Raw genomic sequence first — 24067 nt, forward strand, 5'->3', positions numbered from 1 at the left:
TGCGCGTCGCGGGGGAGCGTGCAACCAGATGCGGTCCCCGGGCGTATCCCCCTCGCACGCGGGCGGAGGGCCCGCGGCGGGACAGGAAGCAGGGAACAGATGGAGCTCCGTACGGCGGCGGCGGTCGCCGCAGTGACCGTGGCCCTCTCGGGGGTCGCGGCAGGCACGTCCGCCGCGGCTCCGGGAACGGCCACCGGCAGCAGCGCCCCGGCCAGCAGCACGGGCAGCGGCGCGGGCAGCGGCGCGGGCAGCACCGGGCCGGCGATGACGCGGCTGGTCTACGAGGTCGCCGGGTGCGAGGGGTGCTCGGTCCAGCTGACCAGCGCCCGGCAGCAGGCGGACCGGGAGGAGCCGGTCGTGTGGACCTCGAAGGTCAAGCAGGTCGAGGACGGCGAGGTGCGGTTCACCGTCGCCACGCGGCGTACCTGGGGCATGACCACGACGCTCGAGGCGCCGTGGGAGGGACAGACCGGCTACGTCACGAACGTCGTCCAGCGCTACCGCGGACTCACCGTCGGCGACCGGGTCGGGTTCGGCGAGGCGCGCCGCCACGGCTCGGCGTCCTCCTGCTGGGCCGGCACCCGCCAGGACGAGGTGCGCACCGAGGTGGTCGTGCGCAGGGTCCGCGTCGCGGGGGTGCGCGGCCGGGTCCCCGGGACGATCGCGTTCACCCGCACCACCCAGGACTGGCAGGGCGGGATGCGCCGGGCACCCGGGGGCGTCCTGGGCACCCAGGACGTCGAGGTCTGCCGCTGACGGGGGCCGGGCGGCGTCGCCCGTCGGGCGGCGCCGTCCACGGCCGGGTCCGGCGGCGGGGTCGGGCCCGTCCGGCCCTAGGCTGGCGCCATGGGCAAGCAGGAAGACTTCGTTCTCCGCGCTCTCGAGGAGCGCGACGTCCGGTTCGTCCGGCTCTGGTTCACCGACGTGCTCGGCTTCCTGAAGTCCGTCGCGGTGGCCCCGGCCGAGCTCGAGGGGGCCTTCGCCGAGGGCATCGGCTTCGACGGCTCGGCGATCGAGGGCTTCGCGCGGGTCTACGAGGCCGACATGCTGGCCAAGCCGGACCCCTCGACGTTCCAGATCCTGCCGTGGCGGGGTGAGGGACCTTCGACGGCGCGGATGTTCTGCGACATCGAGATGCCCGACGGCTCGCCGTCCTACGCCGACCCCCGCTACGTCCTCAAGCGGACGCTCGGCAAGGCCGCCGACCGGGGCTTCACCTTCTACACCCACCCCGAGATCGAGTTCTACCTGTTCAAGAACGCCCCGGAGGCGGGGGAGGAGCCGGTGCCGGTCGACCGCAGCGGCTACTTCGACCACACCGCGCAGTCCAAGGGCGCCGACTTCCGCCGCGAGGCGATCACGATGCTGGAGTCGATGGGCATCTCGGTGGAGTTCAGCCACCACGAGGGCGGCCCGGGCCAGCAGGAGATCGACCTGCGGTACGCCGACGCGCTGACCACCGCCGACAACATCATGACCTTCCGCACGGTCATCCGCGAGGTCGCGCTGGGCCAGGACATCTGGGCGTCGTTCATGCCCAAGCCGTTCACCACCCACCCCGGGTCGGGCATGCACACCCACGTCTCGCTCTTCGAGGGCGACCAGAACGCCTTCTACGAGCCGGGTGCGCAGTACCAGCTCTCCCGCACCGGCCGGCAGTTCATCGCCGGCATCCTGCGGCACGCGCCGGAGATCAGCGTCGTCACCAACCAGTGGGTCAACAGCTACAAGCGGATGATGTTCGGCGGCGAGGCGCCGTCCTACATCTGCTGGGGCCACAACAACCGCTCCGCGATGGTGCGGGTGCCGATGTACAAGCCGAACAAGGGCCCGTCGACGCGGGTCGAGCTGCGCACGATCGACGCCGCGTGCAACCCCTACCTCGCCTTCGCCGCGGTGCTCGCCGCCGGCATGAAGGGCATCGAGGAGGACTACGAGCTGCCGCGCGAGGCCGAGGACGACGTGTGGTCGCTGACCGAGCGCGAGCGCGGGGCGCTGGGCATCGAGCCGCTGCCGAAGAACCTCAACGAGGCGATCACCATCGCCGAGCGCTCCGAGCTGCTGGCCGAGACCCTCGGCGAGCAGGTCTTCGACTTCTTCCTGCGCAACAAGCGGGCGGAGTGGGACGAGTACCGCGGCCAGGTCTCCGCCTTCGAGCGGGACCGGATGCTCCCGGTCATCTGAGCGCCGTGCCCGCCACCGACCGCCCGACGGTCGTCTACAGCCAGGACCGCGCGCGCCGCCTGCGGATCGCGCTCCTCGTCGCCCTCGGCGTCGGGGTGGCCGTCGCCGCCCTGGCGGCGTGGGTGCTCGTGGACGTGCTCCCCGAGGACGGCGGGGCGGCGACGTACGCCGTGTCGCTCTCGGTGGCGGCGGTCGCCGTGCTCGGCCTGACCGCCCTGGCGCTGCGGTCCCTGCCGGCCCGCGGCGCGGCCGCGCGGCGGGCCTGCGTGGCGGTCGGCGTCGCGCTGCTCCCGTGCTCGGTGCTCGTCGGCCAGCTGGGGTTCGTGACGATCGTCGTCGGCCTGAGCCTGCTCTTCCTCGCGCTGATCGCCGACGACCCGGACCTGGCGGCGAAGCGGTGACGGGCCCCCGGGTGCTCGTGGTCGAGCACGACCGCGACTGCCCGCCCGCCCTCGTGGGCGACTGGCTGGTCGAGGCGGGCTGCACGCTCGAGGTGCTCCGCCCCCACGCCGGCGACGTGCTGCCGGACGCCGTCGCCGCCGACGCCCTGCTCGTCCTGGGTGGGCCGATGGGCGCCCGCGACGACGCCGAGCACGCCTGGCTCGCTCCGACCCGCGAGCTGGTCCGGGCGGCGGTCCGTGACGGCGTGCCCACGCTCGGCATCTGCCTGGGCCACCAGCTGCTCGCCGTGGCGCTGGGCGGCGAGATCGCGGTCAACCGCCACGGGCAGCAGCTCGGGCTGCTGGAGGTCGGCTGGACCGCCGAGGCGGCCGACGACCCCCTCCTCGGCGAGCTGGTCGCGGGTGCGCGCCGCGGCGTGCACTGGAACAACGACGTCGTCACCGCCCTCCCGGCGGGGGCGGTCTCCCTGGCGCACGCCCCCGACGGCACCGTGCAGGCGGCGCGCCACGCGGCCGCCGCCTGGGGCGTCCAGCTGCACCCGGAGGTGACGGCCGAGGTGCTCGGCCCGTGGGCCGAGGACGACCGCGGGTCGCACGAGGCGCGCGGGATCGACCAGGCCCGCCTGCTCGAGGACGTCGACCGGGCCCGCCCCGAGCTCGACGCCGCCTGGCGGCCGCTGGCCCGCCGCTTCGCCGAGCTCGCCGAGCGGTCCGCGGGCGGCTCCCGGTGAACCGGGCGGCGACCTCGAAGGGCGCGCTGCTGCGGCTGGGCTTCCTCGACGGCGAGGACGCCATGGCGCACCTGCGCGACCTGGGGCCCGCCGCCGAGGAGCTGCTCCACCTGCTGGCCCGCACGGCCGACCCCGACCTCGCCCTGGCGACGCTCGTCCGGCTCGCCGGGGCGCTCGAGGACCCGGCCCCGATGCTCCGCGCGCTCACCGAGGACGAGGGCACCGCGATGCGGCTGCTCTCGGTGCTCGGCGCCTCGGCGGCGCTCGGCGACCACCTCGTCCGGCACCCGGGCCACTGGCAGGAGCTGACCGACCCGACGCTCGGCTCGACCCGCCCGGCGGCGTACGCCCTGCGTGCCTCGCTGCTGCGCAGCGTCGGCGCCGACCCCGACGACGCCGCACCGGCCGCGACGCTGCCCGACGTGGAGGCCCGCGACGCGCTGCGCGTGGAGTACCGCCGGCTGCTGCTCCGGCTGGCCGCCCGCGACCTGGCCCACGACCTGGGCGTCGACGACGCGGCGGCCGAGCTGAGCGACCTCGCCGCCGGCACGCTCGAGGCCGCGCTCGCCGTCGCCCGCCAACGCGTGGGCGAGCAGGGTGCGCTGGCGCGGCTGGCGGTGGTCGCGATGGGCAAGTGCGGTGGCCACGAGCTCAACTACGTCTCCGACGTCGACGTGGTCTTCGTCCACGAGCCGGCCGAGGGCGCCGACGACCACGCCGCGCTCCGCGCCGCCACCCAGCTGGCCAGCAACCTGATGCAGGTCTGCTCCGACCAGACCGGCGAGGGCACGATCTGGCCCGTCGACGCCGCGCTGCGACCGGAGGGCAAGGCCGGGCCGCTCACCCGGACCCTCGCCAGCCACCGCGGCTACTACGAGCGGTGGGCGAAGACCTGGGAGTTCCAGGCGCTGCTCAAGGCGCGCCCCGTCGCCGGGGACCGCGAGCTCGGCGCGGCGTACGTCGAGATGGTCGCCCCGCTGGTGTGGAGCGCCGCCGAGCGCGAGGGCTTCGTGGCCGACACCCGCGCCATGCGGCGGCGCGTCGTCGAGCACATCCCGGCCCGCGAGGCCGACCGCCAGCTCAAGCTGGGGTCCGGCGGGCTGCGTGACGTCGAGTTCGCCGTGCAGCTGCTGCAGCTGGTCCACGGGCGCGGTGACGAGGGGATCCGGGCCACCGCCACGCTCAGCGCCCTCGCCGAGCTGACCCGGGGCGGGTACGTCGGGCGCGAGGACGGCGAGGCGCTGCACGAGGCCTACGCGTTCCTCCGCACCCTCGAGCACCGGATCCAGCTCTTCCAGCTGCGCCGGACCCATGTGGTGCCCGAGGAGGAGGAGGCGATGCGGCGGCTGGGCCGCAGCATCGGCTACCTGCGCGACTCCGCGGCCGCGCTGGACAAGGAGTGGCAGCACCACCGGCGCGAGGTGCGCCGGCTGCACGAGAAGATCTTCTACCGGCCGCTGCTCGAGGCCGTGGCGGCCATCCCCGGCCCCGGCGTCCGGCTCTCGACCGCGGCGGCGGGCGAGCGGCTCGCCGCCCTGGGCTACCTGGACCCCAAGGCCGCGCTGCGCCACCTCGAGGCGCTGACGACCGGCGTCTCGCGCAGCGCGAACATCCAGCGCGCCCTGCTGCCCGTCATGCTGCAGTGGTTCGCCGAGGGCCCCGACCCCGACGGCGGGCTGTTCGGCTTCCGCCGGATCAGCGAGGCGCTGGGCGACAGCCCCTGGTACCTCAAGACCCTGCGTGACGAGGGCCAGGTCGCCGAGCGGCTGGCCCAGGTGCTGTCCCGGTCGCGGTACGCCACCAGCCTGCTCGAGCGCGAGCCGCAGGGCGTCCGGATGCTGGGGGAGGACCTCACGCCGCTCGCCGGCGAGGCGCTCGTCGACGAGATGCGTGCCTCGGCCCGCCGGCAGCAGGACCCCGAGAAGGCCGTGCGCGCGGTCCGCGCGATCCGCCGGCGCGAGCTGTTCCGGATCGCCGCCGGCGACCTCGTCGGCCTCACCGAGGTCGACGCCGTCGGCGCCGGCCTGAGCAGGCTGACCGACGCCACGCTCGAGGTGACCCTCGACGTGGTCGGCCGGTCGGTCTGCGCGCAGCGCGGGCTCGAGGAGCCGCCCACCCGGATGGCGATCGTGGCGATGGGCCGGTACGGCGGGTTCGAGCTGTCCTACGGCTCCGACGCCGACGTGCTGTTCGTGCACGAGCCGGCGCCGGACGCGGACCCGCAGCGGGCGTCGTCGTACGCCCAGGCGGTGGCGAACGAGCTGCGCCGCCTGCTGGGCCTGCCCGGCGGCGACCCGCCGCTCGCGGTCGACGCCGACCTGCGGCCCGAGGGCAAGCAAGGGCCGCTGGTCCGCACGCTCGACTCCTACGCGGCGTACTACGCGAAGTGGTCGAAGGTCTGGGAGGCGCAGGCGCTGCTGCGCGCCGACGCGGCCGTCGGCGACCCCGACGTGCGACGACGCTTCGAGGAGGTGGTCGACCCGCTGCGCTTCCCGGCGGACGGCATCTCGGAGGACGACGTGCTCGAGGTGCGCCGGATCAAGGCGCGCGTGGACCGCGAGCGGCTGCCGCGGGGTGCCGACCCGCAGATGCACCTCAAGCTCGGCCGGGGCGGCCTGGCCGACGTGGAGTGGACCGTGCAGCTGCTGCAGATGCGGCACGCCGGCCGGGTCGAGGGGCTGCGGACCACCCGCACCATGGCCGCGCTGGACGCCGCCCGCGACGCCGGCCTGGTCGAGGCCGAGGACGCCGACGTCCTGCAGCAGACCTGGCGGCACGTGAGCCGGGTCCGCAACGCGGTGACGCTGGTCCGTGGGAAGCCGTCGGACGAGATGCCGCGCGACGCGCGGGAGCGCGCGGCCGTCGCGAGCATCCTGGGCTACCCCGCCGGCGAGACCGACGCGATGGTCAACGACCACCTGCGGCGCACCCGGCAGGCGAGCGCGGTCGTGGAGCGGGTGTTCTGGGGGTAAGGGTGGGCCATGACCGACGCCACCGCCGACCCCACCGCCACCGCCGACGCCACCGCCGACAAGGCGCGTGAGCTGCTCCGCCTCCACCGCGAGCCCGAGCTGCTCACCGTCGTCAACGTCTGGGACGCCATCAGCGCCAGGGTCGTCGCCGACGTCCCCGGCACGCGGGCACTGGCGACCGCGAGCCACTCGATCGCCGCCACCCTGGGCTACGAGGACGGGGAGAACATCCCGGTCCAGGAGATGCTCGACATGGTGGGCCGCATCGTCCGGGCCACGGACCTGCCGGTGACCGCCGACCTCGAGGGCGGGTACGGCGACGCGGCCGGCACGGTCCGGCGGGCGATCGACGTCGGCGTCGTCGGCGCGAACCTCGAGGACCAGCTCAAGCCGCTGCCCGAGGCCGTCCGCCAGGTGGAGCAGGTGATGGCGGTGGCCGAGCAGGCCGGGGTCGAGTTCGTCCTCAACGCACGCACCGACGTGTTCCTCCGGGCGGGGGACCGCGACCGGGGCGAGGTGCTGGCCGAGGCCACCGAGCGCGGACGCGCGTTCCTCGACGCCGGCGCCCCCGTGGTGTTCGTGCCGGGCTTCCTCTCCGAGGAGGAGGTGGCCCACCTCTGCGACGCGTTCGGACCGCAGCGGCTGACCGTCATCGGCCTGCCCGGGCACCCGCCGCTCGCGCGGCTGCAGGAGCTCGGCGTGGCCCGGATCAGCTTCGGCCCGGTCTCGCAGAACGTCGCCCTCACCGCGCTGCAGAAGATGGTCGAGGACGTCCACCGCGGCGGCACCGCGCCGGAGGACACCCGCCGGCTGAACTGACCGGGCGGGGCGGTGGGACGGCGGCTCGCCCGGGCTCGCCTGCTCGACCAGCGACCGGCACCGTCGACGCGCGCCCGCCAACCTTCGGGGGCGTGGGATGATCGCGGGCGTGGAGGGCCGGATGGATCCCGTCGTGCTGTGGGCACGCGCGCTCCTGGTGACCCTCCTGGCCGTCTTCCTCGGCGCGGCCGGGCACGTCACGGCCGACGGGCTGCTGCCCGGCCCGGGAGTGCTCGCGCTGGTCGTGGTGGTCGGCTCGGTCGTCTCGGCGGCGCTGCTCTCGCGGCCTGCCTCGACACTGCGGGTGGTCGGCCTGCTCGTCGCCGGCCAGGCCGCGGTCCACGGGGTCCTCACGGCCACCGGCGGCCACGTCGGTGACGCCCCCGCGTCGCCCGGCCGGGCCGCCGCGGAGCCGGCGGGCGCCGTCCTGCCGCTCGTCGACGGCCGGCGGATGGGCTCCCTCCAGGAGGCCTACGAGTCCGGGAGCCACGCGGTCGCACCCGCGCTGCCGGTCGGCCACCTGCTGGACGACCTGTCGGCGCACGCGCCGATGATGGCCGTCCACCTCGTCGCCGCGGTCCTCGTCGGGCTCTGGCTCGCCGCGGGGGAGCGCGCCCTGTGGACGCTCGTCGCGCTCGCCTCGGCCGTGGTGCTCCGGCCGCTCCTCCTCGCGCTGGCGCTGGTCCTGGCCGCGCCCGTCGTGGTCACCACTCCCGCCCACGCGCCGGCCACCCGACCCGCCCGCCGGCCGACCGACCTCCTCGCGCGCTGCGTCGTACGACGCGGGCCGCCTCTCCTCGCGGCCTGACCCAGCCCGTCCCAGCGGACCACCTCTGCGGTGGTCCGTCGTCCCGTGCGTGCCCGTCGCCCGACGGCGGCCGCGGCACGCCGTCTCGAGGAGAGACCCATGACCGACCTCCGCGCGCCCGAGCGCGCTCCGACCCCACCCACCCCGCCGCGGCCACCGGGCAGGACCCGCCCGAAGGGATCCGGCAGCGGCCTCTTCCGGGCCGTGTGGCGCTGGCACTTCTTCGCCTCGTTCGTCGTGGTGCCCGTGCTGCTCGTGCTGGCCACGACCGGCCTGATCTACCTGTTCCGGTTCGAGCTCGAGCCGATGCTCCACCCCGACCTGATGAAGGCCGAGCCCTCGGCGACCCAGCCCGCCGCCCAGCCGTACTCCGCCCAGCTCGCCGCGGTGCGCTCCGCCTACCCCGACGCCACCGTGGTCTCCCTGGCCGAGCCACGGGAGGAGGGCCGCAGCACCGTCTTCTCCGTGACGATGCCCGACGGCGAGGGCCGCGACGTCTTCGTCGACCCCTTCGCAGTGGAGGTGCTCGGGTCGATGGACCCCGACACCACGCTGTCGGGCACCGCGGTCCGGCTGCACGCCGACCTGATGGCGGGGCGTGTCGGCGACGCGGTGATGGAGCTCGGCGCGTGCTGGGCGATCGTCATGGCCGTCACCGGCTACTACCTCTTCCTCCGCGGGCGCCGCGCCCGGAAGCGGCTGGCGAGGTCGGGGCGCAAGGGCGCGAAGCTGCGGGGCAGGCACGGCGTCGTCGGCGCGGTCGTGGGGCTGGGCCTGCTGTTCCTCCTCGTGTCCGGGCTGCCGTGGACCGGGTTCTGGGGCGCCCAGGTGCAGTCGCTGGCCACCAGCCAGGGCTCGTCGCTGTGGAGCACCGACCACGGCGCCGCCTCGAGCCCGCTGTCCACGCTCGACGAGTCGCTCCCGCACAGCCACGCCCAGGACATCCCGTGGGCCCAGCAGAAGGGCGACGTGCCGACCTCCGAGGTGCCCGAGGACACCGGGGGCGCCCGGGGCGGCGAGCACGGCGAGGGCGAGGTCAACGTCGCGAACGTCGACACCGCCGTCGCCGTGGCGGAGCGCGAGGGCCTCCGGCGGCCCTTCACCGTCGCGCTGCCGGCGACCGACGACGGCGTCTTCTCCGTCATCGGGTACGCCTTCGACGCGCCCTCCGACGAGCGGACGGTGCACGTGGACCGGTACGGCGGCCAGGTCGTCTCGACCTACGGGTTCGACGACTACCCGGCGCTCGCGAAGGTGGTCGCCCAGGGCATCGGTCTCCACGAGGGGCGCAGCCTCGGCCTCTGGTCGTTCTGGGGGGCGGCGCTGATGTGCCTCGGCGTGATCTTCTCCTGCGTCACCGGGCCGCTGATGTGGTGGCGTCGCCGGCCGAAGCGGCACGGCTCCGTGGCGGCACCGCGCGGCCGGATGCCGCTGCGGTCCTCACCCGTCCTGGTCGTCGGGATCGTCGCCCTCGGGGTGCTGCTGCCGTTCTTCGGCATCTCGCTGCTGGCAGTGCTCCTGCTCGACCAGCTGGTGCTGCGGCGCGTGCCGGCGCTGGCGGGCTGGTTCGACAGCGTCTGAGTGCCGCCGTACCGGTGGCTCGCCCGGGGCCCCTCCCGCTCGTGCGGGGGAGGCCCCGGGCGCTGTCCGAGGGGTTTGCGGGCGGCTTGAGGAAACCTGCGGTATTCACCGGCTCGAGCCTTGATCTGCGAGCGGCAGAGTTCTGGTCATCAGGTTCCCGGCAGCACCACCCGCCGGACCACCTGAGGACCACCACCGGACGGAGCCCCCGCCCAGCGGGCCGGCGAGCTCCGCTGACCGACTCCCGTGCGGCTGACGGCGATCCCGCCGGCCGCACGGGGCCCCACCCCGCCAGCCACCCACCCCGACCACCCGAGGAGACCCGCTCGTGAGCACCGTCGCAGCGCAGGCCGTCGTCGTGGGCCGCCACCGCGCCGAGCAGCCGCAGCGCCCCGCGCTGCGCCAGGGCGCCCTCGCCGGCCGTGTCGCCGACGCCCCGGGCCAGGACGCCCGGCCGGGCGGCGAGCAGGGTGCTGCCGGGGGCGAGCGTCCCGGTCGTGGCTGGGGCCGCCGGGTGGTCAGCCTGGTGACGAGCCTGGTGCTGCTCGTGTGCGCCGTGGCGTTCTGCTTCCTCGCGGTCGGCCCGCACCTGCTGGGCTACCGCACCTCGACCATGCTGACCGGCAGCATGGAGCCGGGCATCATGCCCGGCGACGTCGTGGTCACCACGCCGCAGCCGGCGGCCGACGTCGCGGTCGGCGACGTCATCACCTACCAGATCCCGGTCGAGGACCACCGCGTCGAGACGCACCGCGTCGTCGAGGTCATCCACGGCGAGGACGGCTCGGTCGCGGTCCGCACCAAGGGCGACAACAACGAGAACGCCGACCCGTGGGTCGCCACCCTCGAGGGCGACATCGTCTACGAGATGCAGGCGGTCGTGCCGAAGCTGGGCTCCGCGATCCGCGCCCTCCGGTCGCCGGCCGTGCAGGACGGCGTCCGCTGGGTCGCCCTGGCCGGTGCGCTGCTCCTCGGCTTCTCCCTCATCTGGTCACCCGCCGAGGACGGGGACCAGGACGAGGACACCGCGGGGGACGAGGCGTGATCGCCATGCTGAGCCCCGACGGCGTGCTCGACCGCGACGCCCTCGTCCGCCTCGGCGAGGACGTGCAGGACCACGGCTTCGCGCTGTCGTTCGCGCAGCGCTACCGGGCGATGCTGTCGGGCCGCGTCGAGCGGCTCGTCGCCGCACTCGCCCAGGGCGACCTGGTCGACGCGATGGACGCCGTGCTGAGCCTCAAGGTCTCCTCGATCACCATGGGGACCCGGGAGCTCGCCGGCCTCGCGATCTCGGTCGAGCAGGAGGTGCGCCGACGGGACGTGGCCGCAGCCTGCTCCCGGGCCGCGCACCTGCGGTCGGCGGCCACCCGTGCGGAGTCGGCCCTCGACGACTACCTCGCGTCGTACCGACCGCGCTGAGGCTAGAGCGACTCCATCCGGTAGCCGACGCCCCGGACGGTCCGCACGAACTTGGGGCCCTCGCGCTTCTCGCCGAGCTTGCGCCGCAGGTTGCCGACGTGGACCTCGACCAGGTGGGTGTCGGTCGCCCAGTCGGTGCCCCACACCGAGCGCAGCAGCGCCTCGCGGGTCCAGACCCGGGCGGGGGTGCGCATCAGCTCGGTGAGCAGGTCGAACTCGGTGCGGGTGAGCGCGAGCTCCTCCTCGTCGCGGAACGCGCGCCGGCCGTCGACGTCGACCCGCAGCGCGCCGTGCTCGAGGACCTCGTGCTCGGGCTCGGAGGACGTCGGCGCCACCGACAGCGCCGGACCGCGGCGAGGCCGCCGGAACAGCGCGTTGACCCGCGCCTTGAGCTCACGGACGCTGAACGGCTTGGACAGGAAGTCGTCGGCCCCGGTCTCCAGGCCGATGAGCCGGTCGATCTCGTCGTCGCGGGCGGTGATCATCACGATGTAGGCGTCGCTGGTCTCGCGGATCCGCCGGCAGGTCTCGATGCCGTCGATCCCGGGGAGCCCCAGGTCCAGCGTGATCAGGTCCGGGTCCAGGGAGTGCACCGCCTCGACGCCGGCCAGGCCGGAGTCGACCGCGGTGACCACGAACCCCTGGGTCTGCAGGGTGAACTCGATGAGGGAACGGATGTCCTCGTCGTCCTCGACCACCAGTGCCGTGCGTTCGTGCTCCGCTGCGTCCACGGGGCGAGTGTGCCAGACCTTGCGGAATTCTTGAGTTTTCTGGTCGGCCCCCTTGAAGCCGTGTCGGCAGACTTCTCATCAGTCCCTCCCGAGACCCGCAGGAGCCCGCATGAACCGCACCGACACGTGGCGCCGCGCCGCGGCCGTCGTGCTCGCGGTGGTGTGCTTCCTGCTGGTCCCGCAGGTCGCCCAGGCGGTGTTCAGCGTGCGTCAGGCGCCTGCCGGCACGGGCGTCTCGATCGCCCGGATGGCCACCATCTCCTCGGTCACCGGGTCGTTCCAGTGCACCAGCAACGCCGGTCGGCTGGCCGCGGGAGGTACGGCGACCATCAGGGGCGTCGGCGACGCCGGCCAGCTGGGCGGCACGACCTACGAGGTCGAGGTCTCGGACAACGGCGCCACGTCCGCCCCCCTCAGCAACAAGCAGGGCAGCGTCACGCACACCCAGGAGTTCCGCCTCTTCAGGTCGTCGACCTACACCGTCACGGTCACCGCGAGCTTCCGGTCGTGGACCACCGAGTGGTCGCGGGAGTTCACCTGCAACCCGTTCAGCACGGCGACGACGACCTTCTGACGGACACGCCGGTGCTCGTTGCGCACGGCAGGGCGGGCCTGTGCCAGGATCCTGCCGCCAGGTCGCGACCGATGCCCCCCAGAGGTCGCGTCCTGGCCCTGCCGCGCCGTTTCCGGGGCACGGGTGCCCAGCCCTGACCTGCCTGGACAGCGGCTCGCGCCGCGCCTCACCCGCAGGGGTGGCTGTCCCGATTGTTCGTCCGCTGATGGTGACGTGGACACCGAGGCGGCGTAGCGTCGAGGTGTGCCGGGGACTCCGGCGCACCTCCACCAGGACCTCACGGCCCGGATTGTCGGTTCCTTGTACTTCTCAGTGAACGCCGTGGTCGATCCCCCTCAGCTGCGCGTCGTCGTCACCGGCGAGCTCGACGTCCTCTCGGCGTCCGGCTTGCGGGCATCGATCGCGCGCCGCACGGCGGACGGCTGCAGCTCTGTCGTGCTCGACCTCGACGGAGTGACCTTCATCGACTGCACCGGCCTCTCGGCACTGTTGGCCTGCCAGCAGGAGGTGGCCGCCTCCGGTGGCTCCTTCAGCGTGGCAGCGCTCAGCGCCGCGGTGGCCCGCGTCATCGACCTGACCGGCACGACCGGTCGGTTCGACCACGCGGAGCGCGTCCCCGCCTGACGGCGACAGCTCCTCCAGCCAGGCACGACAGCCAGACACGACGAGGCCCGCCGCTCCCCTCGGGAGCGGCGGGCCTCGTGTCGTGCCGTGGGGCCGGTCAGCCGGCGGTGGGCTCCAGCTCGCCGATGCCCTCGCGCAGCGTGCCGAGGATCCGGCTCAGGAGGCGCGAGACCTGCATCTGGGTGACGCCCAGCTGGTCGGCGATCTCCTGCTGGGTGCAGTCCTCGGCGAAGCGGAGGTGCAGGATGCGACGGTCGCGTTCGCTCAGCTCGCGCATGAGCGGGGTGAGCATGGCCCGGGCCTCGGCGGCGCGCTCGCCGCTCGGGTCGTCGTCGCTGAGCGTGTCGCCCAGGGAGCCGCGACCGTGGTCGGGGGAGACCGGCACGTCGAGCGAGAGCGGCTGGAAGCAGCCGTCGGCCATCAGCGCGGCCCGGACCTCGGAGGGCTTCAGGTCGAGCTGCTCGGCGATCTTCTCGGCAGAGGCGGGCTCGCCGGCCTCGCGAGCGCGCTGGTGGGCGGCGACGACCTCGGACTGGATCTCCTGGACGCGACGGGGCGGACGCACCATCCAGCCGAAGTCACGGAAGTAGCGCTTGAGGTCGCCCCGGATGGAGGGGACGGCGTACGCGAGGAAGTCGCGGTCCTTGCTGGCGTCGAACTTCGGCACGATCCGCACGAGGGTGAGGAGGGCGACCTGCTCGAGGTCCTCGATCGGCACGCCGCGGTTGCGGAACCGCGAGGCGAGGGTGCGGGCGACCTCGATGTTCAGCAGGACGATCTCCTCGTGGAGGCGCTCCCGCTCGGCCTCGCTCACGGCGGTGGCCGCTTCGTCGAAGAGGCGCTTGGTCTCGGCCTTGCGACGGAGGTCCTTCGGTCGGCGTCCCAGCGGTACAGCACTCGTCGTCATGGCTGGTCCCTACCCGACGGCACACCCGTGAAACCGGGACAGGGACAAATGACCCGAAAGGGTGAGGTGAACCATCGGGGCCGGTCCTCGTCCCGCCGAAACATCCGCGACACGTGGCACCCGTAGGGTTCCGCGGCGGGCCACCTCCCAAACGCGGCAGGGCCCGGAGGACGGCCGGAGCCGAGGTCACGGAACGGTCACGGAACGGTCACGAGACGGTCGTGAGGCGGTCGCGGACGCCTCGGGACCCGCTGACCGGGAGATCGCGCCCGGCCACCCCGCCGCGCTGCTAGCGTCCGGCCGTCCAACGAGGGTGCGTGGCAGTCCCCAGGAGGTCCGGTGCCGCTGCTGACGGCCGACGAGGTCGGTGAGACGGGTACGCCGGTGACGATGGTCGAGCGGATGACGCTCATCCTCGACGCGTTCGGGTCCGCGCGCACGCGGCTCTCGCTCGAGCAGGTCGCCGCTGCGACGGCGCTCCCGCGGTCCACGGCCCACCGCATCCTCGAGCAGATGGTGCGCCTGGAGTGGGCCGACCACTCGCCGTTCGGCTACGCGCTGGGCCGCCGGGCCCAGGGGCTCGCCCGCCGCACGGACGGACACCTCGGGCTGCGCGAGGCGGCGGCGCCGCACCTGCACGAGCTGCACGTCCGCACCGGCCTCGTGGTCCACCTGGCCGTGCTGGAGGACGCCGACGTCAGCTACCTCGACAAGATCGGCGGACCCCGGGCGAGCACCGTCCCCTCCCGGGTCGGGCGCCGCCTGCCGGCGCACCGCACCGCCCTGGGCCGCGCCATGCTGGCCTGCCTGGACTCCGAGGACGTCGACGTCCTCGTCGGTCCGGCGCTGGACGCCGAGGCGCTGGCGCGGTTCCACCACGAGCTCCACCGGATCCGTGGCCGGCACGGCCTGGCCTTCGAGCGCGGCGCCTACGCCCGCGACGTCGCCTGCGTCGCCGCGCCGGTGCGGTACGGCGACGGCCAGGTCGCCGCCCTCTCGCTCGTCGGTGACGCCACCACCCCGCTGACCCGCGTCGCGCCCCTGGTCGTCGACGCCGCCCGCTCGGTCGGCCGCCGGCTCGCCGACGGCACCTGACGCCCCAGTTCCACGCACCGTCCCGACCCACCTCACCAGGAGGCCCCCGTGCCCCGTCGTACCGTCGTCACCGGCAGCGCCTCCGGCATCGGCCGCGCCCTCACCGAGCAGCTGCGCGCCCGCGGCGAGGAGGTGGTCGGGGTCGACCTGCGCGACGCCGAGGTGGTCGCCGACCTGTCCACGCCCGCCGGCCGCGCGGACGCCGTCGCGGCGGTCCGCGAGCTGACCGGCGACCGCATCGACGCGCTGGTCACCTGCGCGGGGGTCTCCGAGCCGAGCCCGCTGATGGTGCGGATCAACTACTTCGGCACCGTCGAGGTGGCCCAGGCGCTGCGACCGGTGCTGGCGGCCTCCGACTCCCCGCGGGTGGCGGTCGTCGGCTCCATCGCCGGCACCCAGCCCTTCGACGAGGAGACCACGCGTGCCTGCCTCGACGGCGACGAGGACGCGGCGCTCGCGCGCGCGACCGCGCTGGGGGAGCGGGGCGCCGGCTACTCGGTCTACCCCTCCTCGAAGCGGGCGCTCGCGACCTGGGCGCGGCGCACCTGCGTGACCTCCGGCTGGGCCGACGCCGGCATCGCGCTCAACGTGGTCGCGCCCGGCGTGGTGCTGACCCCGATGACCACCTGGCTCTTCGACGACCCGGCGATGCGCGAGGTGATGGACGCCGCGGTGCCGATGCCGCTGAACAGCTACGCGCCGCCCGAGGCCGTCGCGTCGGTCCTGGGCTTCCTCGTCTCGGAGGCCAACACCCACGTCACCGGACAGGTGGTGTACGTCGACGGCGGCGCCGAGGTGAGCCTGCGCAGCGACGACCTGTTCTAGGCTCTGCCGCGATGAGCAGCCCACCGACGCCCGGCCGCGACCCGATCGCCGAGGCCCGCCGTCAGTGGACGGCCCACGGGTGGGACGACGCGGCGCCCGGAATGGCGGCGGTCACCTCGATCATGCGCGCCCAGCAGCTGCTGCTCACCCAGATCGACGGTCTGCTGCGACCCTTCGGGCTGACGTTCGCGCGCTTCGAGCTGCTGCGGCTGCTGTCGTTCGCCTCCGAGCAGCAGATGACGATGCGACGGGCCGGCCAGCGGCTCCAGGTGCACCCGACGTCGCTGACCAGCCTCGCGGCCCGGCTCGCCGAGGACGGGCACGTCCAGCGGGTCGCCAACCCCGACGACGGCCGGTCGGCGGTGCTGGTCCTCACGGCCTCGGGCGCGCGGCTGGTCGAGGAGGCCACGGCCGTGCTCAACGCCGAGGTGTTCGAGGCGATCGGGCTGGCCGAGGAGGACGTGGCGGCACTGGTCGAGGTCCTCGGCCGGTTCCGCGCCGGTCGCGGTGACTTCGCGCCCTGAGCCCGGGCCGGCGCTCGTCGCCGTGCCGGGCCTCGGGCTGCGCCCGACCGCGTGGGACACCACCCTCGCCGCGCTGCCCGGCCACCGCTCACGCACCGAGGTGCTGCCGGGGTACGGCGTGCGGCCGCGCCGCGGGGAGGCGCTCGACCCGGCCACCCGCGGCCTGCGGCTCGCCGCGGTGCTGCAGCCGGAGGACGGGCCGGTCGTGCTGCTCGGGCACTCGGCGGGCGCGCAGGTCGTCGCCCACGCCGCCGCGGCCGCGGCCGACCGCGTGGTCGGCCTCGTGCTGGTGGGTCCGAGCACCGACCCGCGTGCGCGGACCTGGCCGGCACTGGCCGGGCGCTGGCTGCGGACCGCCCGCCACGAGCGGCCCGGCCAGGTGCCGTTCCTGGCGTGGAGCTACTCCCGCACCGGGCTGCTGCACATCCAGCGGACGATGGACGCGGCCCGGCACGACGACGTCGAGGCGACGCTGGTCGACGTCCGCTGCCCGGTGCTGGTGCTGCGCGGGCGCCACGACCGGATCTGCCCGGCGGACTGGGCCGGGCGGCTCGTGGCCGCTGCGCCGGCCGGGTCGCGCGTCGAGACGTTGCCGGCCGGGGCGCGCATGGTGCCGCTGACGCACGGGCCGCAGGTCGCCGCCGCGGTGGCGGCGTACCTGCGGGCCGACGTCAGCGGTGCTTGAACTCGGCCTTCCGCTTCTCCACGAAGGCGCCCATGCCCTCGGTGCGGTCCTCGAGCGCGAACGCCGCGTGGAAGGTGCGGCGCTCGAACCTCACACCCTCGGCGAGGGTGGTCTCGAAGGCGCGGTTGACGGCCTCCTTGGTGGCGTAGAGGACCGGCAGCGACTTCTCGGCGATCGTCGCGGCGACCTCGGCGACCTGCGTGAGCAGCTCCTCGGTCGGCACGACGCGGGAGACCAGCCCGACCGCGAGCGCCTCCTGGGCGGTCAGCGTGCGGCCGGTGAGGATGAGGTCCATCGCCACGGCCTTGCCGACGGCCCGGGTCAGCCGCTGGGTGCCGCCGATGCCGGGGAAGACGCCCAGGTTGATCTCCGGCTGGCCGAAGCGCGCCGACTCGGCGGCGAGGACCATGTCGCACATCATCGCCAGCTCGCAGCCGCCGCCCAGGGCGTGGCCGGAGACGGCTGCGATGACCGGCGTGCGGAGGGAGGCGAACCGGTCCCAGTCGGCGAACCAGTCACCGAGCGCCATGTCGGCGTAGGACTGCTCGGCCATCTCCTTGATGTCCGCGCCGGCCGCGAACGCCCGCTCGGAGCCGGTGAGGACGATCGCGCCGATGCCGCGGTCGGCGTCGAGCTCCTCGGCCGCGGCGACGACCTCGGTCATCAGCTGGGCGTTGAGCGCGTTCAGCGCCTTCGGGCGGTCGAGGGTGATCGTCCCGACGCGGCCCTCGCGGGTCACCTGGATGGTCTCGTACGACGGCATGGGGCTCCTCAGCGATCGGTCGGCGGTGCGGGTCGGGTGGCGCGTCCGGGTCACCCGGCCGCGGTGGCCGAGCGCTCCCGGATGGTGTTGACGATGGCGGAGAAGTCGAGGCCGGCGCCGCCCTCGTCGGCGAAGCGACGATAGAGCTCCTCGGCGAGCGTGCCCACGGCGGCGTCGGTGCCGGACTCCTCGACCGCGCGGCGCGCCAGGCCGAGGTCCTTGGCCATCAGCGCGCCCGCGAAGCCGGGCTTCCAGTCCCGGTTGGCCGGGCTCGTCGGCACCGGTCCGGGCACCGGGCAGTTGGTCGTCAGCGCCCAGCACTGGCCCGACGCGGTGGAGGCGACGTCGAAGAACGCCTGGTGGGTCAGGCCGAGCTTCTCGCCGAGCACGAACGCCTCGGAGATCGCGATCATCGACGCGCCGAGGACCATGTTGTTGCAGATCTTCGCGGCCTGCCCGGCGCCCGAGGCGCCGCAGTGGACGACGCGGCCGGCCATCGGGTCGAGCAGCGCGGTGGCCTCCTCGAGGAGGGCGTCGTCGCAGCCGAGCATGAAGGTCAGCGTGCCGGCCTCGGCGCCCCCGACACCACCGGAGACCGGTGCGTCCGCGGCCCGGTGGCCGGCCGCGACGGCGCGGTCGGCCGCGGTGCGGGCGTCGGAGACCGCCACGGTCGAGCAGTCGACGAAGAGGGTGCCGGGTGCCGCGGAGGTCAGCACCTCGTCGTACACCGAGAGGAGGAGGGCGCCGTTGGGCAGCATGGTCACGACCGAGCCGGCACCGTGGACGGCCTCCTCGGCGGACCCCTTGACGTCGACGCCGGCCTCGCGGGCCCGGTCGCAGGCCTCCTGGCCGACGTCGAAGCCGGTGACGTTGCGGCCGGCGGCCACCAGGTTCGCGGCCATCGGGCCGCCCATGTTGCCCAGGCCGATGAAGGCGACGGTGGTGCTGGTGCTCATGCGGTTCCTCCGGAGGTGGTGGGGAGCTCGAGCTCGCCCGAGGGCAGGGGCTCGAAGAGGGCGGCGACGGCGGCGGGGTCCACCTCGTCGAGCGACGCGGGCCGCCACTGCGGGTCCCGGTCCTTGTCGATGACCTGGGCGCGCACGCCCTCGACGAAGTCGGGGACGTCGAGGAACCGCACGGTCAGCCGCAGCTCCATCGCCAGGGCCTGGCCCAGGTCGGCGAGCCCGCCGGCCTCGCGCAGCGCGCGCAGGGTGGCCGTCACGGCGAAGGGCGAGCGCTTCGCGAGCGTCCCGGCGGCCTGCTGGGCCTCGGGGGCACGGTGCTCGCGCAGCCGGGCGAGGACCGCGGCGGCGTCGTCGCCGGCGTAGCACTCGTCGATCCAGTCCCGCTGCGCGAGCAGCGGCGCCTCGGGCGCCTCCTCGGCGAGGTCGGCCAGCACCGCGTCCGGCTCCTCCTCGGCGAGCCGGCGGACCAGCTCATCGATCCGGTCGGAGGGGACGAAGTGGTCGGCCAGGCCGAGGGCGATGGCGTCGCCGGCGCCGACCGAGCCGGCGGTCAGGCCCAGGTGCGTGCCGAGCTCGCCGGGTGCGTGGGAGAGCAGCCAGGTGCCGCCCACGTCGGGCACGAACCCGATGCCGGTCTCGGGCATGCCGAGGGAGGAGCGCTCGGTGACGACGCGGTGGCTGGCGTGCGCCGAGACGCCGATGCCGCCGCCGAGGACGATGCCGTCCATCACCGCGACGTACGGCTTGGGGTAGCGGCCGATCGTGTGGTTGAGGACGTACTCGTCGGACCAGAAGCGGGCCGACTCGTGGGTGCCGGCCCTGGCGTCCTTCCAGATCGAGACGATGTCGCCGCCGGCGCACAGGCCGCGCTCGCCGCGGCCGGTGAGCAGCACCGTGCGGACGGCGTCGTCGTCGCGCCAGGCGTCCAGCGCCTGCTGGAGCAGGCCGACCATCGGGTGGTTGAGCGCGTTGATGGCGTGGGGGCGGTTGAGCTCCAGCCGGCCCAGGTGGCCGGTGGTGGAGACGACGACCTCGGGCTCGGCCGGTGCGTCCGGCTGGTGGTCGCTCATGCCGTTCCCCGGGTGAGCGCGCGGCCCACGATGACTCGCATGATCTCGTTGGTCCCTTCGAGGATCTGGTGCACACGGAGGTCGCGGACGACCTTCTCGACGCCGTACTCGGCAAGGTAGCCGTAGCCGCCGTGCAGCTGCAGCGCGGTGTTCGCGGCCTTGAACCCGGCGTCGGTGACGAAGCGCTTCGCGCCGGCGACGACCACGGCCGCGTCGGGCTCGCCGGCGTCGAGCCGGGCGGCGGCGTCGTGCAGCATCGTGCGCGCGGCCTGCAGCTCGATGTGGGCGTCGGCGAGCGCGAAGACCAGGCCCTGCTGGTCCGACAGCGGTCCGCCGAAGGCCTGGCGGGTGCCGATGTGCTCGGCGGCGCGGTCCACGGCCCACTGGGCGCCGCCGAGGGAGCAGGCGGCGATGTTGAGCCGGCCGCCGTTGAGCCCCCGCATCGCGATGGCGAAGCCCTGGCCCTCCTCGCCCAGCAGGCTGTCGGCGGGGACGCGGACCTCGTCGAGGACGACCTGCCGGGTCGGCTGGGCGTGCCAGCCCATCTTCTGCTCCTCGGCGCCGAAGGACAGGCCCTCGGACCCCGCCGGGACGATGAACGCGCTGATGCCCTTCGGGCCGGCGCCGCCGGTGCGGGCCATCACGACGTACACGCTCGAGGCGCCGGCGCCGGAGATGAACTGCTTGGTGCCGCTGAGCACCCACTCCTCGCCGTCGCGGCGGGCGCTGGTGCGCAGGTTGCCCGCGTCGGAGCCCGCGTCGGGCTCGGTGAGGCAGTAGCTCGCGAGGTTCTCCATGCCGGCCAGGTGCGGCACCCAACGGGCGCGCTGCTCGTCGGTGCCGAAGGTGTCGATCATCCAGACGGCCATGTTGTGGATCGAGATGTACGCCGCCACCGCGACGTCGCCGCGGGCGAGCTGCTCGAAGATCAGCACCGCCTCGCTGCGGCCCAGCCCGGAGCCGCCGACGTCCTCGCGGGCGTAGATGGCGCCGAGGCCGAGCCCGCCGGCCTCGGCCAGCACGTCGACGGGGAAGTGGTGGTCGCGGTCCCACGCCACGGCGTTCGGGGCGATCCGGGCCTCGGTGAAGTCGCGGACGGCCTCGATGATCGCCCGGCGCTCGTCGGGGTCCAGCGCTGCGGTGCTCATGCCGGGCACTCTGCCATTTGGTTGGATGTCCAAGCAAGAGGTCGGGCGCCCGACCATCGGGTCGCTAGGCTGCCGCCGTGCTCGGGTCGACGAAGGTGCTGGTGACCGGCGGCGTCCGCTCGGGGAAGTCCACCCACGCCGAGCGGCTGCTGGCCGACGAGCCGGCCGTGGCGTACGTCGCCCCGGGCCCGGTCCCCTCGGCGGACGACGCGGACTGGACGGCCCGGGTCGCCGCGCACCGCTCGCGCCGCCCGTCGTCCTGGACCACCCACGAGACCCGGGACCTCGCCGCCGTGCTGTCGGCCGCCGCGGGCGCCGTGCTGGTGGACTGCGTCGGCACCTGGCTGACCGCGGTCGTGGACGCGGCGGCCCTGTGGGAGGCGCCGGCCGAGGAGGTGCACGGCGCGGTGCTGGCCGAGCTCGACCCAGTCCTCGCCGCGCTCGGTGCCGCCGCGGGCCCGGTCGTGCTGGTGACGAACGAGGTGGGCCTCGGGGTCGTCCCCGCGCACCGCTCCGGCCGGCTCTTCCGCGACCTGCTGGGCACGGTGAACCAGCGGCTCGGCGCCGCCTGCGACGAGGTGCACCTCGTCGTCGCCGGGCGGGTCCTGCGGCTGCCCGACCCGCTCTGAGCCGCTCTGAGCGGCCGCGGAGGGGCCGGCCCAGGTGGGCCGGGTCAGCCGGCGGAGGCGACGACGAGCAGGGCGGCGAGGGCGAGCTCGACGGCCGCGCCGAAGACGTCGCCGGTGACGCCGCCGAAGCGGGTGACCGTGCGGCGCAGGAGCAGCACCACCACGCCGGCCGCGACGACGACCGCCACGAGGCCGGGCACGCCGGCCAACACGGCCGCCAGCAGGGCCGCGCCCAGCCACAGGGTGACCGTGGCGAGCGGGCGCACCGAGCCGACGTACGTCGCGCCGAGGCCGTCGGGGCGGGCGCCGGGCACGCCGCGGGTGCAGGCGAGGGCCAGTGCGCAGCGGGAGAGGCACACGAGCACGCCGGCGAGCAACCACCCCCGGTCCTCGCGGAGCACGGAGGTGAGCGCGGTGACCTGCAGCAGCAGCACGAGGGCGACGGCGGCGACGCCGGCGGGACCGGCCGTGCCGGACTTCATGACCTCCAGGGAGCGGCGCCGGTCGTAGGACGCGGTGAGCCCGTCCGCGGTGTCGGAGAGGCCGTCGAGGTGGAGCGCGCGGCTGCCGGCGGCGAGGCCGGCGACAGCGAGGACGGCGGTGACCAGCGGGGCCAGGCCCGCCTCCCGGCCGGCCAGGCCGACCACCGCGACCAGCAGCCCCAGCGGCAGCACGGCGAGCGGCGCGAGGAGCATCGCGCGACCCGCGGTGCGGGCGTCCACGGTGCGCGGGGGCGCGACCGGCACGGCGGTCAGCGTGCCGACCGCGAGCCGCCACGCGTCGGCGGGGGAGCCCACGTCGACGGGCCGGGTCACCCGGGGAGCAGGTCGCTGAGCAGGGCGACGTCGCGCATCAGCGCGACCGCGCTGCGCAGCACCGGGACGGCGGCGACGGCGCCGCTGCCCTCCCCGAGCCGGAGGCCGAGGTCGAGCAGCGGGTCCAGGCCGAGCTTCTCCAGCGCCAGCGACTGCGCCGGCTCGGTCGAGCGGTGGCCGGCGACGAACCAGGCGGCGGCCCCGGGGGCGAGGCGCTCGGCGGTGAGCGCGCAGGCCACCGACATCAGGCCGTCGAGGACCACCGGCACGCCGGCCTCGGCGGCGGCGACGAGGAAACCGGTGGTCGCGGCGAGGTCGGCGCTCGCCAGGGCGGCGAGCGACTCGAGCGGGTCGGCGGTGCGGCCGCCGGCGCGGCGCAGCGCCTGGGCGACGACCTCGGTCTTGCGGGCCAGGCCGGCGTCGTCGACGCCGGTGCCGCGGCCGACGACGTCCTCGGCGGGGAGGCCGAGCGCGGCGGCGACGAGCGCGGCGGCCGGGGTGGTGTTGCCGATGCCCAGGTCGCCGCTGATCAGCACCTGGGCGCCGGCGGCGAGCTCTTCGGCCGCGACGGTGCGGCCGACCTCCAGCGCGCGGCGCACCTCGTCGGCGGCGAGGGCGTCCTCGAGGTGGATGGCCCCGCTCGCGCGGCGCAGGTGGTGGGCGGAGACCTCCGCGGGCACGCCGTCGAGGTCGTCGTCGACCGCGATGTCGAGCACGCGGACGGACACGCCGTGGGCGCGCGCGAGCGCGGAGACGCCGGCGGTCCCCGCGACGAGCGAGCGGACCATGGCGGGGGTGACGGCGGCCGGGTAGGCCGAGACGCCGTGCTCGGCGACACCGTGGTCACCGGCGAAGACGACGAGCCGGACGTCGGTGAGCTCCGGCGGCGGGACCGATCCGAGGGCGGCGCTCAGCCGGGCGCCGAGGTCGCCGAGCCGGCCGAGGGCGCCGGCCGGGGTGGCGAGGCCGGCGAGGCGCTCGCGCGCCGCGGCCTCGAGGGTCGGGTCCGGAGGAGTGATCGACACGGGCGGAGCGTACGACGCGGCGCTGCCGCGGTCCGTCGGTGGACCGGCCTAGGGTGCCGCCGTGGACCTGGACGAGGCGGCGCGGATGGCGCGCGGGCTGCTGGACGATCACGGCCTCCGGGACTGGACGCTCGTCTTCGACCGGGCCAAGCGGCGGGCCGGCATCTGCCGTCCCCACCAGCGCCAGATCGGCCTCAGCGGACCCCTCACCCGGCTGCACGACGAGGCGGAGGTGCGCGACACGGTGCTGCACGAGGTGGCGCACGCACTGGTCGGCCCGCGTCACGGCCACGACGCGGTCTGGCAGGCGACCGCCCTGCGGATCGGCTGCTCGGGCCGGCGCTGCTCGGACCCGGACGCCCCCACCATCGAGGGGGACTGGGCCGGCACCTGCCCGGCCGGCCACCGGGTCACCCGGCACCGCCGACCGGCCCGGCCGGCCTCGTGCACCCGGTGCTCGCGCACGTTCAGCCCCGAGCACCTGCTGTCGTGGACGCACCGGGGTGCCGTCGTACCTCTCGGCGAGGAGTACGACGCCGCGCTGCGCCGGGTCCTCGCGGGGCCCGCGGCCGGTGCCGCGGGACCCGCGGGCGCCTCGGTCCGTCCGGCGCCGCGCGTGGGCCAGCGGGCGCGGATCGTGGCGGCCGGTCGCTACGAGGGCACCGTCGGCACCGTGCTCAAGCGCGGGCGCACCCGCTTCCACCTGCGCGTGCGCGACCAGGTGCTCACCGTGCCGTTCGCCCTGCTCGAGCCCGTCGACGGCTGAGCGGTT

Annotated in this window: 26 protein-coding genes; 18 read left to right on the forward strand and 8 right to left on the reverse strand. The window is 75.1% G+C overall.

Going from position 1 to position 24067, the window contains the following annotated elements; genetic code table 11:
* Nucleotides 1-99: 99 nt before the first annotated feature.
* From AB0N29_RS19055 to AB0N29_RS19100, 10 genes are all read left to right on the forward strand, one after another.
* Nucleotides 100-756 (forward strand): hypothetical protein, encoded by a 657-nt coding sequence (locus AB0N29_RS19055; protein ID WP_364869276.1) that lies wholly within the window; start codon nucleotides 100-102, stop codon nucleotides 754-756.
* Between the two features lie 90 nt (nucleotides 757-846).
* Nucleotides 847-2184: a glutamine synthetase family protein gene (locus tag AB0N29_RS19060; protein WP_302267116.1), complete on the forward strand. Its 1338-nt coding sequence runs from the start codon at nucleotides 847-849 to the stop codon at nucleotides 2182-2184.
* Nucleotides 2185-2189: 5 nt separating this feature from the next.
* A complete protein-coding gene (locus AB0N29_RS19065) occupies nucleotides 2190-2585 on the forward strand; it encodes a hypothetical protein (protein WP_302267115.1) in 396 nt (131 codons plus the stop codon).
* On the forward strand, nucleotides 2582-3316 hold the full coding sequence (locus AB0N29_RS19070; RefSeq protein WP_364869281.1) for a type 1 glutamine amidotransferase: 735 nt from the start codon (nucleotides 2582-2584) through the stop codon (nucleotides 3314-3316). The genes AB0N29_RS19065 and AB0N29_RS19070 overlap by 4 nt, the downstream gene beginning before the upstream one ends.
* Nucleotides 3313-6288 (forward strand): bifunctional [glutamine synthetase] adenylyltransferase/[glutamine synthetase]-adenylyl-L-tyrosine phosphorylase, encoded by a 2976-nt coding sequence (locus tag AB0N29_RS19075; RefSeq protein ID WP_364869284.1) that lies wholly within the window; start codon nucleotides 3313-3315, stop codon nucleotides 6286-6288. The genes AB0N29_RS19070 and AB0N29_RS19075 overlap by 4 nt, the downstream gene beginning before the upstream one ends.
* 9 nt (nucleotides 6289-6297) lie before the next feature.
* Nucleotides 6298-7107 carry an isocitrate lyase/phosphoenolpyruvate mutase family protein gene (locus tag AB0N29_RS19080; protein WP_364869287.1) on the forward strand — a complete coding sequence of 270 codons (810 nt, stop codon included), beginning with the start codon at nucleotides 6298-6300 and terminating at the stop codon, nucleotides 7105-7107.
* A 97-nt stretch (nucleotides 7108-7204) separates the two neighbouring features.
* Nucleotides 7205-7915, forward strand: a complete 711-nt coding sequence (locus AB0N29_RS19085) for a hypothetical protein (RefSeq protein WP_364869290.1) — start codon at nucleotides 7205-7207, stop codon at nucleotides 7913-7915.
* Between the two features lie 99 nt (nucleotides 7916-8014).
* The gene (locus AB0N29_RS19090; RefSeq protein WP_364869292.1) at nucleotides 8015-9496 is read left to right on the forward strand and encodes a PepSY domain-containing protein; all 1482 of its coding nucleotides are present in this window, start codon (nucleotides 8015-8017) and stop codon (nucleotides 9494-9496) included.
* Nucleotides 9497-9824: 328 nt separating this feature from the next.
* The gene (locus AB0N29_RS19095) at nucleotides 9825-10541 is read left to right on the forward strand and encodes a signal peptidase I (RefSeq protein ID WP_364869295.1); all 717 of its coding nucleotides are present in this window, start codon (nucleotides 9825-9827) and stop codon (nucleotides 10539-10541) included.
* Nucleotides 10542-10546: 5 nt separating this feature from the next.
* Nucleotides 10547-10915, forward strand: a complete 369-nt coding sequence (locus tag AB0N29_RS19100; protein ID WP_302267108.1) for an Hpt domain-containing protein — start codon at nucleotides 10547-10549, stop codon at nucleotides 10913-10915.
* A gap of 2 nt (nucleotides 10916-10917) precedes the next feature.
* On the opposite strand, the gene AB0N29_RS19105 is transcribed toward AB0N29_RS19100, so the two are convergent.
* Nucleotides 10918-11646 (reverse strand): response regulator transcription factor, encoded by a 729-nt coding sequence (locus tag AB0N29_RS19105; RefSeq protein WP_302267107.1) that lies wholly within the window; start codon nucleotides 11644-11646, stop codon nucleotides 10918-10920.
* Nucleotides 11647-11755: 109 nt separating this feature from the next.
* On the opposite strand from AB0N29_RS19105, the gene AB0N29_RS19110 reads away from it, so the two are divergent.
* Nucleotides 11756-12220 (forward strand): hypothetical protein, encoded by a 465-nt coding sequence (locus tag AB0N29_RS19110; protein ID WP_302267106.1) that lies wholly within the window; start codon nucleotides 11756-11758, stop codon nucleotides 12218-12220.
* A gap of 321 nt (nucleotides 12221-12541) precedes the next feature.
* Nucleotides 12542-12844: an STAS domain-containing protein gene (locus AB0N29_RS19115; RefSeq protein ID WP_302267105.1), complete on the forward strand. Its 303-nt coding sequence runs from the start codon at nucleotides 12542-12544 to the stop codon at nucleotides 12842-12844.
* A gap of 97 nt (nucleotides 12845-12941) precedes the next feature.
* Here the strand turns inward: AB0N29_RS19115 and AB0N29_RS19120 are convergent, their stop codons facing one another.
* The gene (locus AB0N29_RS19120) at nucleotides 12942-13751 is read right to left on the reverse strand and encodes a sigma-70 family RNA polymerase sigma factor (RefSeq protein WP_302267104.1); all 810 of its coding nucleotides are present in this window, start codon (nucleotides 13749-13751) and stop codon (nucleotides 12942-12944) included.
* Nucleotides 13752-14090: 339 nt separating this feature from the next.
* Here AB0N29_RS19120 and AB0N29_RS19125 point away from each other — a divergent pair, with 339 nt between their 5' ends.
* From AB0N29_RS19125 to AB0N29_RS19140, 4 genes are read left to right on the forward strand one after another with little or no spacing between them, the layout of a single operon-like run.
* Entirely contained in the window at nucleotides 14091-14846 is a 756-nt protein-coding gene (locus AB0N29_RS19125; protein WP_302267103.1) for an IclR family transcriptional regulator, read from the forward strand.
* Nucleotides 14847-14894: 48 nt separating this feature from the next.
* Nucleotides 14895-15671, forward strand: coding sequence for an SDR family oxidoreductase (locus AB0N29_RS19130; protein ID WP_364869303.1), 777 nt, complete (start codon nucleotides 14895-14897; stop codon nucleotides 15669-15671).
* Nucleotides 15672-15682: 11 nt separating this feature from the next.
* Entirely contained in the window at nucleotides 15683-16195 is a 513-nt protein-coding gene (locus tag AB0N29_RS19135; RefSeq protein WP_302267101.1) for a MarR family transcriptional regulator, read from the forward strand.
* Nucleotides 16179-16880, forward strand: a complete 702-nt coding sequence (locus tag AB0N29_RS19140) for an alpha/beta hydrolase (RefSeq protein ID WP_364869307.1) — start codon at nucleotides 16179-16181, stop codon at nucleotides 16878-16880. Before AB0N29_RS19135 ends, AB0N29_RS19140 begins: the two co-directional genes overlap by 17 nt.
* Here the strand turns inward: AB0N29_RS19140 and AB0N29_RS19145 are convergent.
* From AB0N29_RS19145 to AB0N29_RS19160, 4 genes are read right to left on the reverse strand one after another with little or no spacing between them, the layout of a single operon-like run.
* Nucleotides 16867-17643 (reverse strand): enoyl-CoA hydratase, encoded by a 777-nt coding sequence (locus tag AB0N29_RS19145; protein WP_302267099.1) that lies wholly within the window; start codon nucleotides 17641-17643, stop codon nucleotides 16867-16869. The two genes, AB0N29_RS19140 and AB0N29_RS19145, sit on opposite strands and share 14 nt — an antisense overlap.
* Before the next feature lie 50 nt (nucleotides 17644-17693).
* On the reverse strand, nucleotides 17694-18599 hold the full coding sequence (mmsB, locus tag AB0N29_RS19150; protein WP_364869311.1) for a 3-hydroxyisobutyrate dehydrogenase: 906 nt from the start codon (nucleotides 18597-18599) through the stop codon (nucleotides 17694-17696).
* A complete protein-coding gene (locus AB0N29_RS19155; RefSeq protein WP_364869314.1) occupies nucleotides 18596-19678 on the reverse strand; it encodes an enoyl-CoA hydratase/isomerase family protein in 1083 nt (360 codons plus the stop codon). The genes mmsB and AB0N29_RS19155 overlap by 4 nt, the downstream gene beginning before the upstream one ends.
* Nucleotides 19675-20826, reverse strand: a complete 1152-nt coding sequence (locus tag AB0N29_RS19160) for an acyl-CoA dehydrogenase family protein (RefSeq protein WP_364869317.1) — start codon at nucleotides 20824-20826, stop codon at nucleotides 19675-19677. The genes AB0N29_RS19155 and AB0N29_RS19160 overlap by 4 nt, the downstream gene beginning before the upstream one ends.
* A gap of 77 nt (nucleotides 20827-20903) precedes the next feature.
* Here AB0N29_RS19160 and cobU point away from each other — a divergent pair, with 77 nt between their 5' ends.
* Nucleotides 20904-21455 (forward strand): bifunctional adenosylcobinamide kinase/adenosylcobinamide-phosphate guanylyltransferase, encoded by a 552-nt coding sequence (gene cobU, locus AB0N29_RS19165; protein WP_364869320.1) that lies wholly within the window; start codon nucleotides 20904-20906, stop codon nucleotides 21453-21455.
* A gap of 44 nt (nucleotides 21456-21499) precedes the next feature.
* Here the strand turns inward: cobU and AB0N29_RS19170 are convergent, their stop codons facing one another.
* The gene (locus AB0N29_RS19170; RefSeq protein ID WP_364869323.1) at nucleotides 21500-22270 is read right to left on the reverse strand and encodes an adenosylcobinamide-GDP ribazoletransferase; all 771 of its coding nucleotides are present in this window, start codon (nucleotides 22268-22270) and stop codon (nucleotides 21500-21502) included.
* Nucleotides 22267-23295 carry a nicotinate-nucleotide--dimethylbenzimidazole phosphoribosyltransferase gene (gene cobT / locus AB0N29_RS19175; protein WP_302267090.1) on the reverse strand — a complete coding sequence of 343 codons (1029 nt, stop codon included), beginning with the start codon at nucleotides 23293-23295 and terminating at the stop codon, nucleotides 22267-22269. The genes AB0N29_RS19170 and cobT overlap by 4 nt, the downstream gene beginning before the upstream one ends.
* Before the next feature lie 61 nt (nucleotides 23296-23356).
* On the opposite strand from cobT, the gene AB0N29_RS19180 reads away from it, so the two are divergent.
* Entirely contained in the window at nucleotides 23357-24061 is a 705-nt protein-coding gene (locus tag AB0N29_RS19180) for a SprT-like domain-containing protein (RefSeq protein ID WP_364869328.1), read from the forward strand.
* Nucleotides 24062-24067: the final 6 nt, after the last annotated feature.

The sequence above is a fragment of the Nocardioides sp. NPDC092400 genome (assembly GCF_040684155.1).
Classification (GTDB): domain Bacteria; phylum Actinomycetota; class Actinomycetes; order Propionibacteriales; family Nocardioidaceae; genus Nocardioides.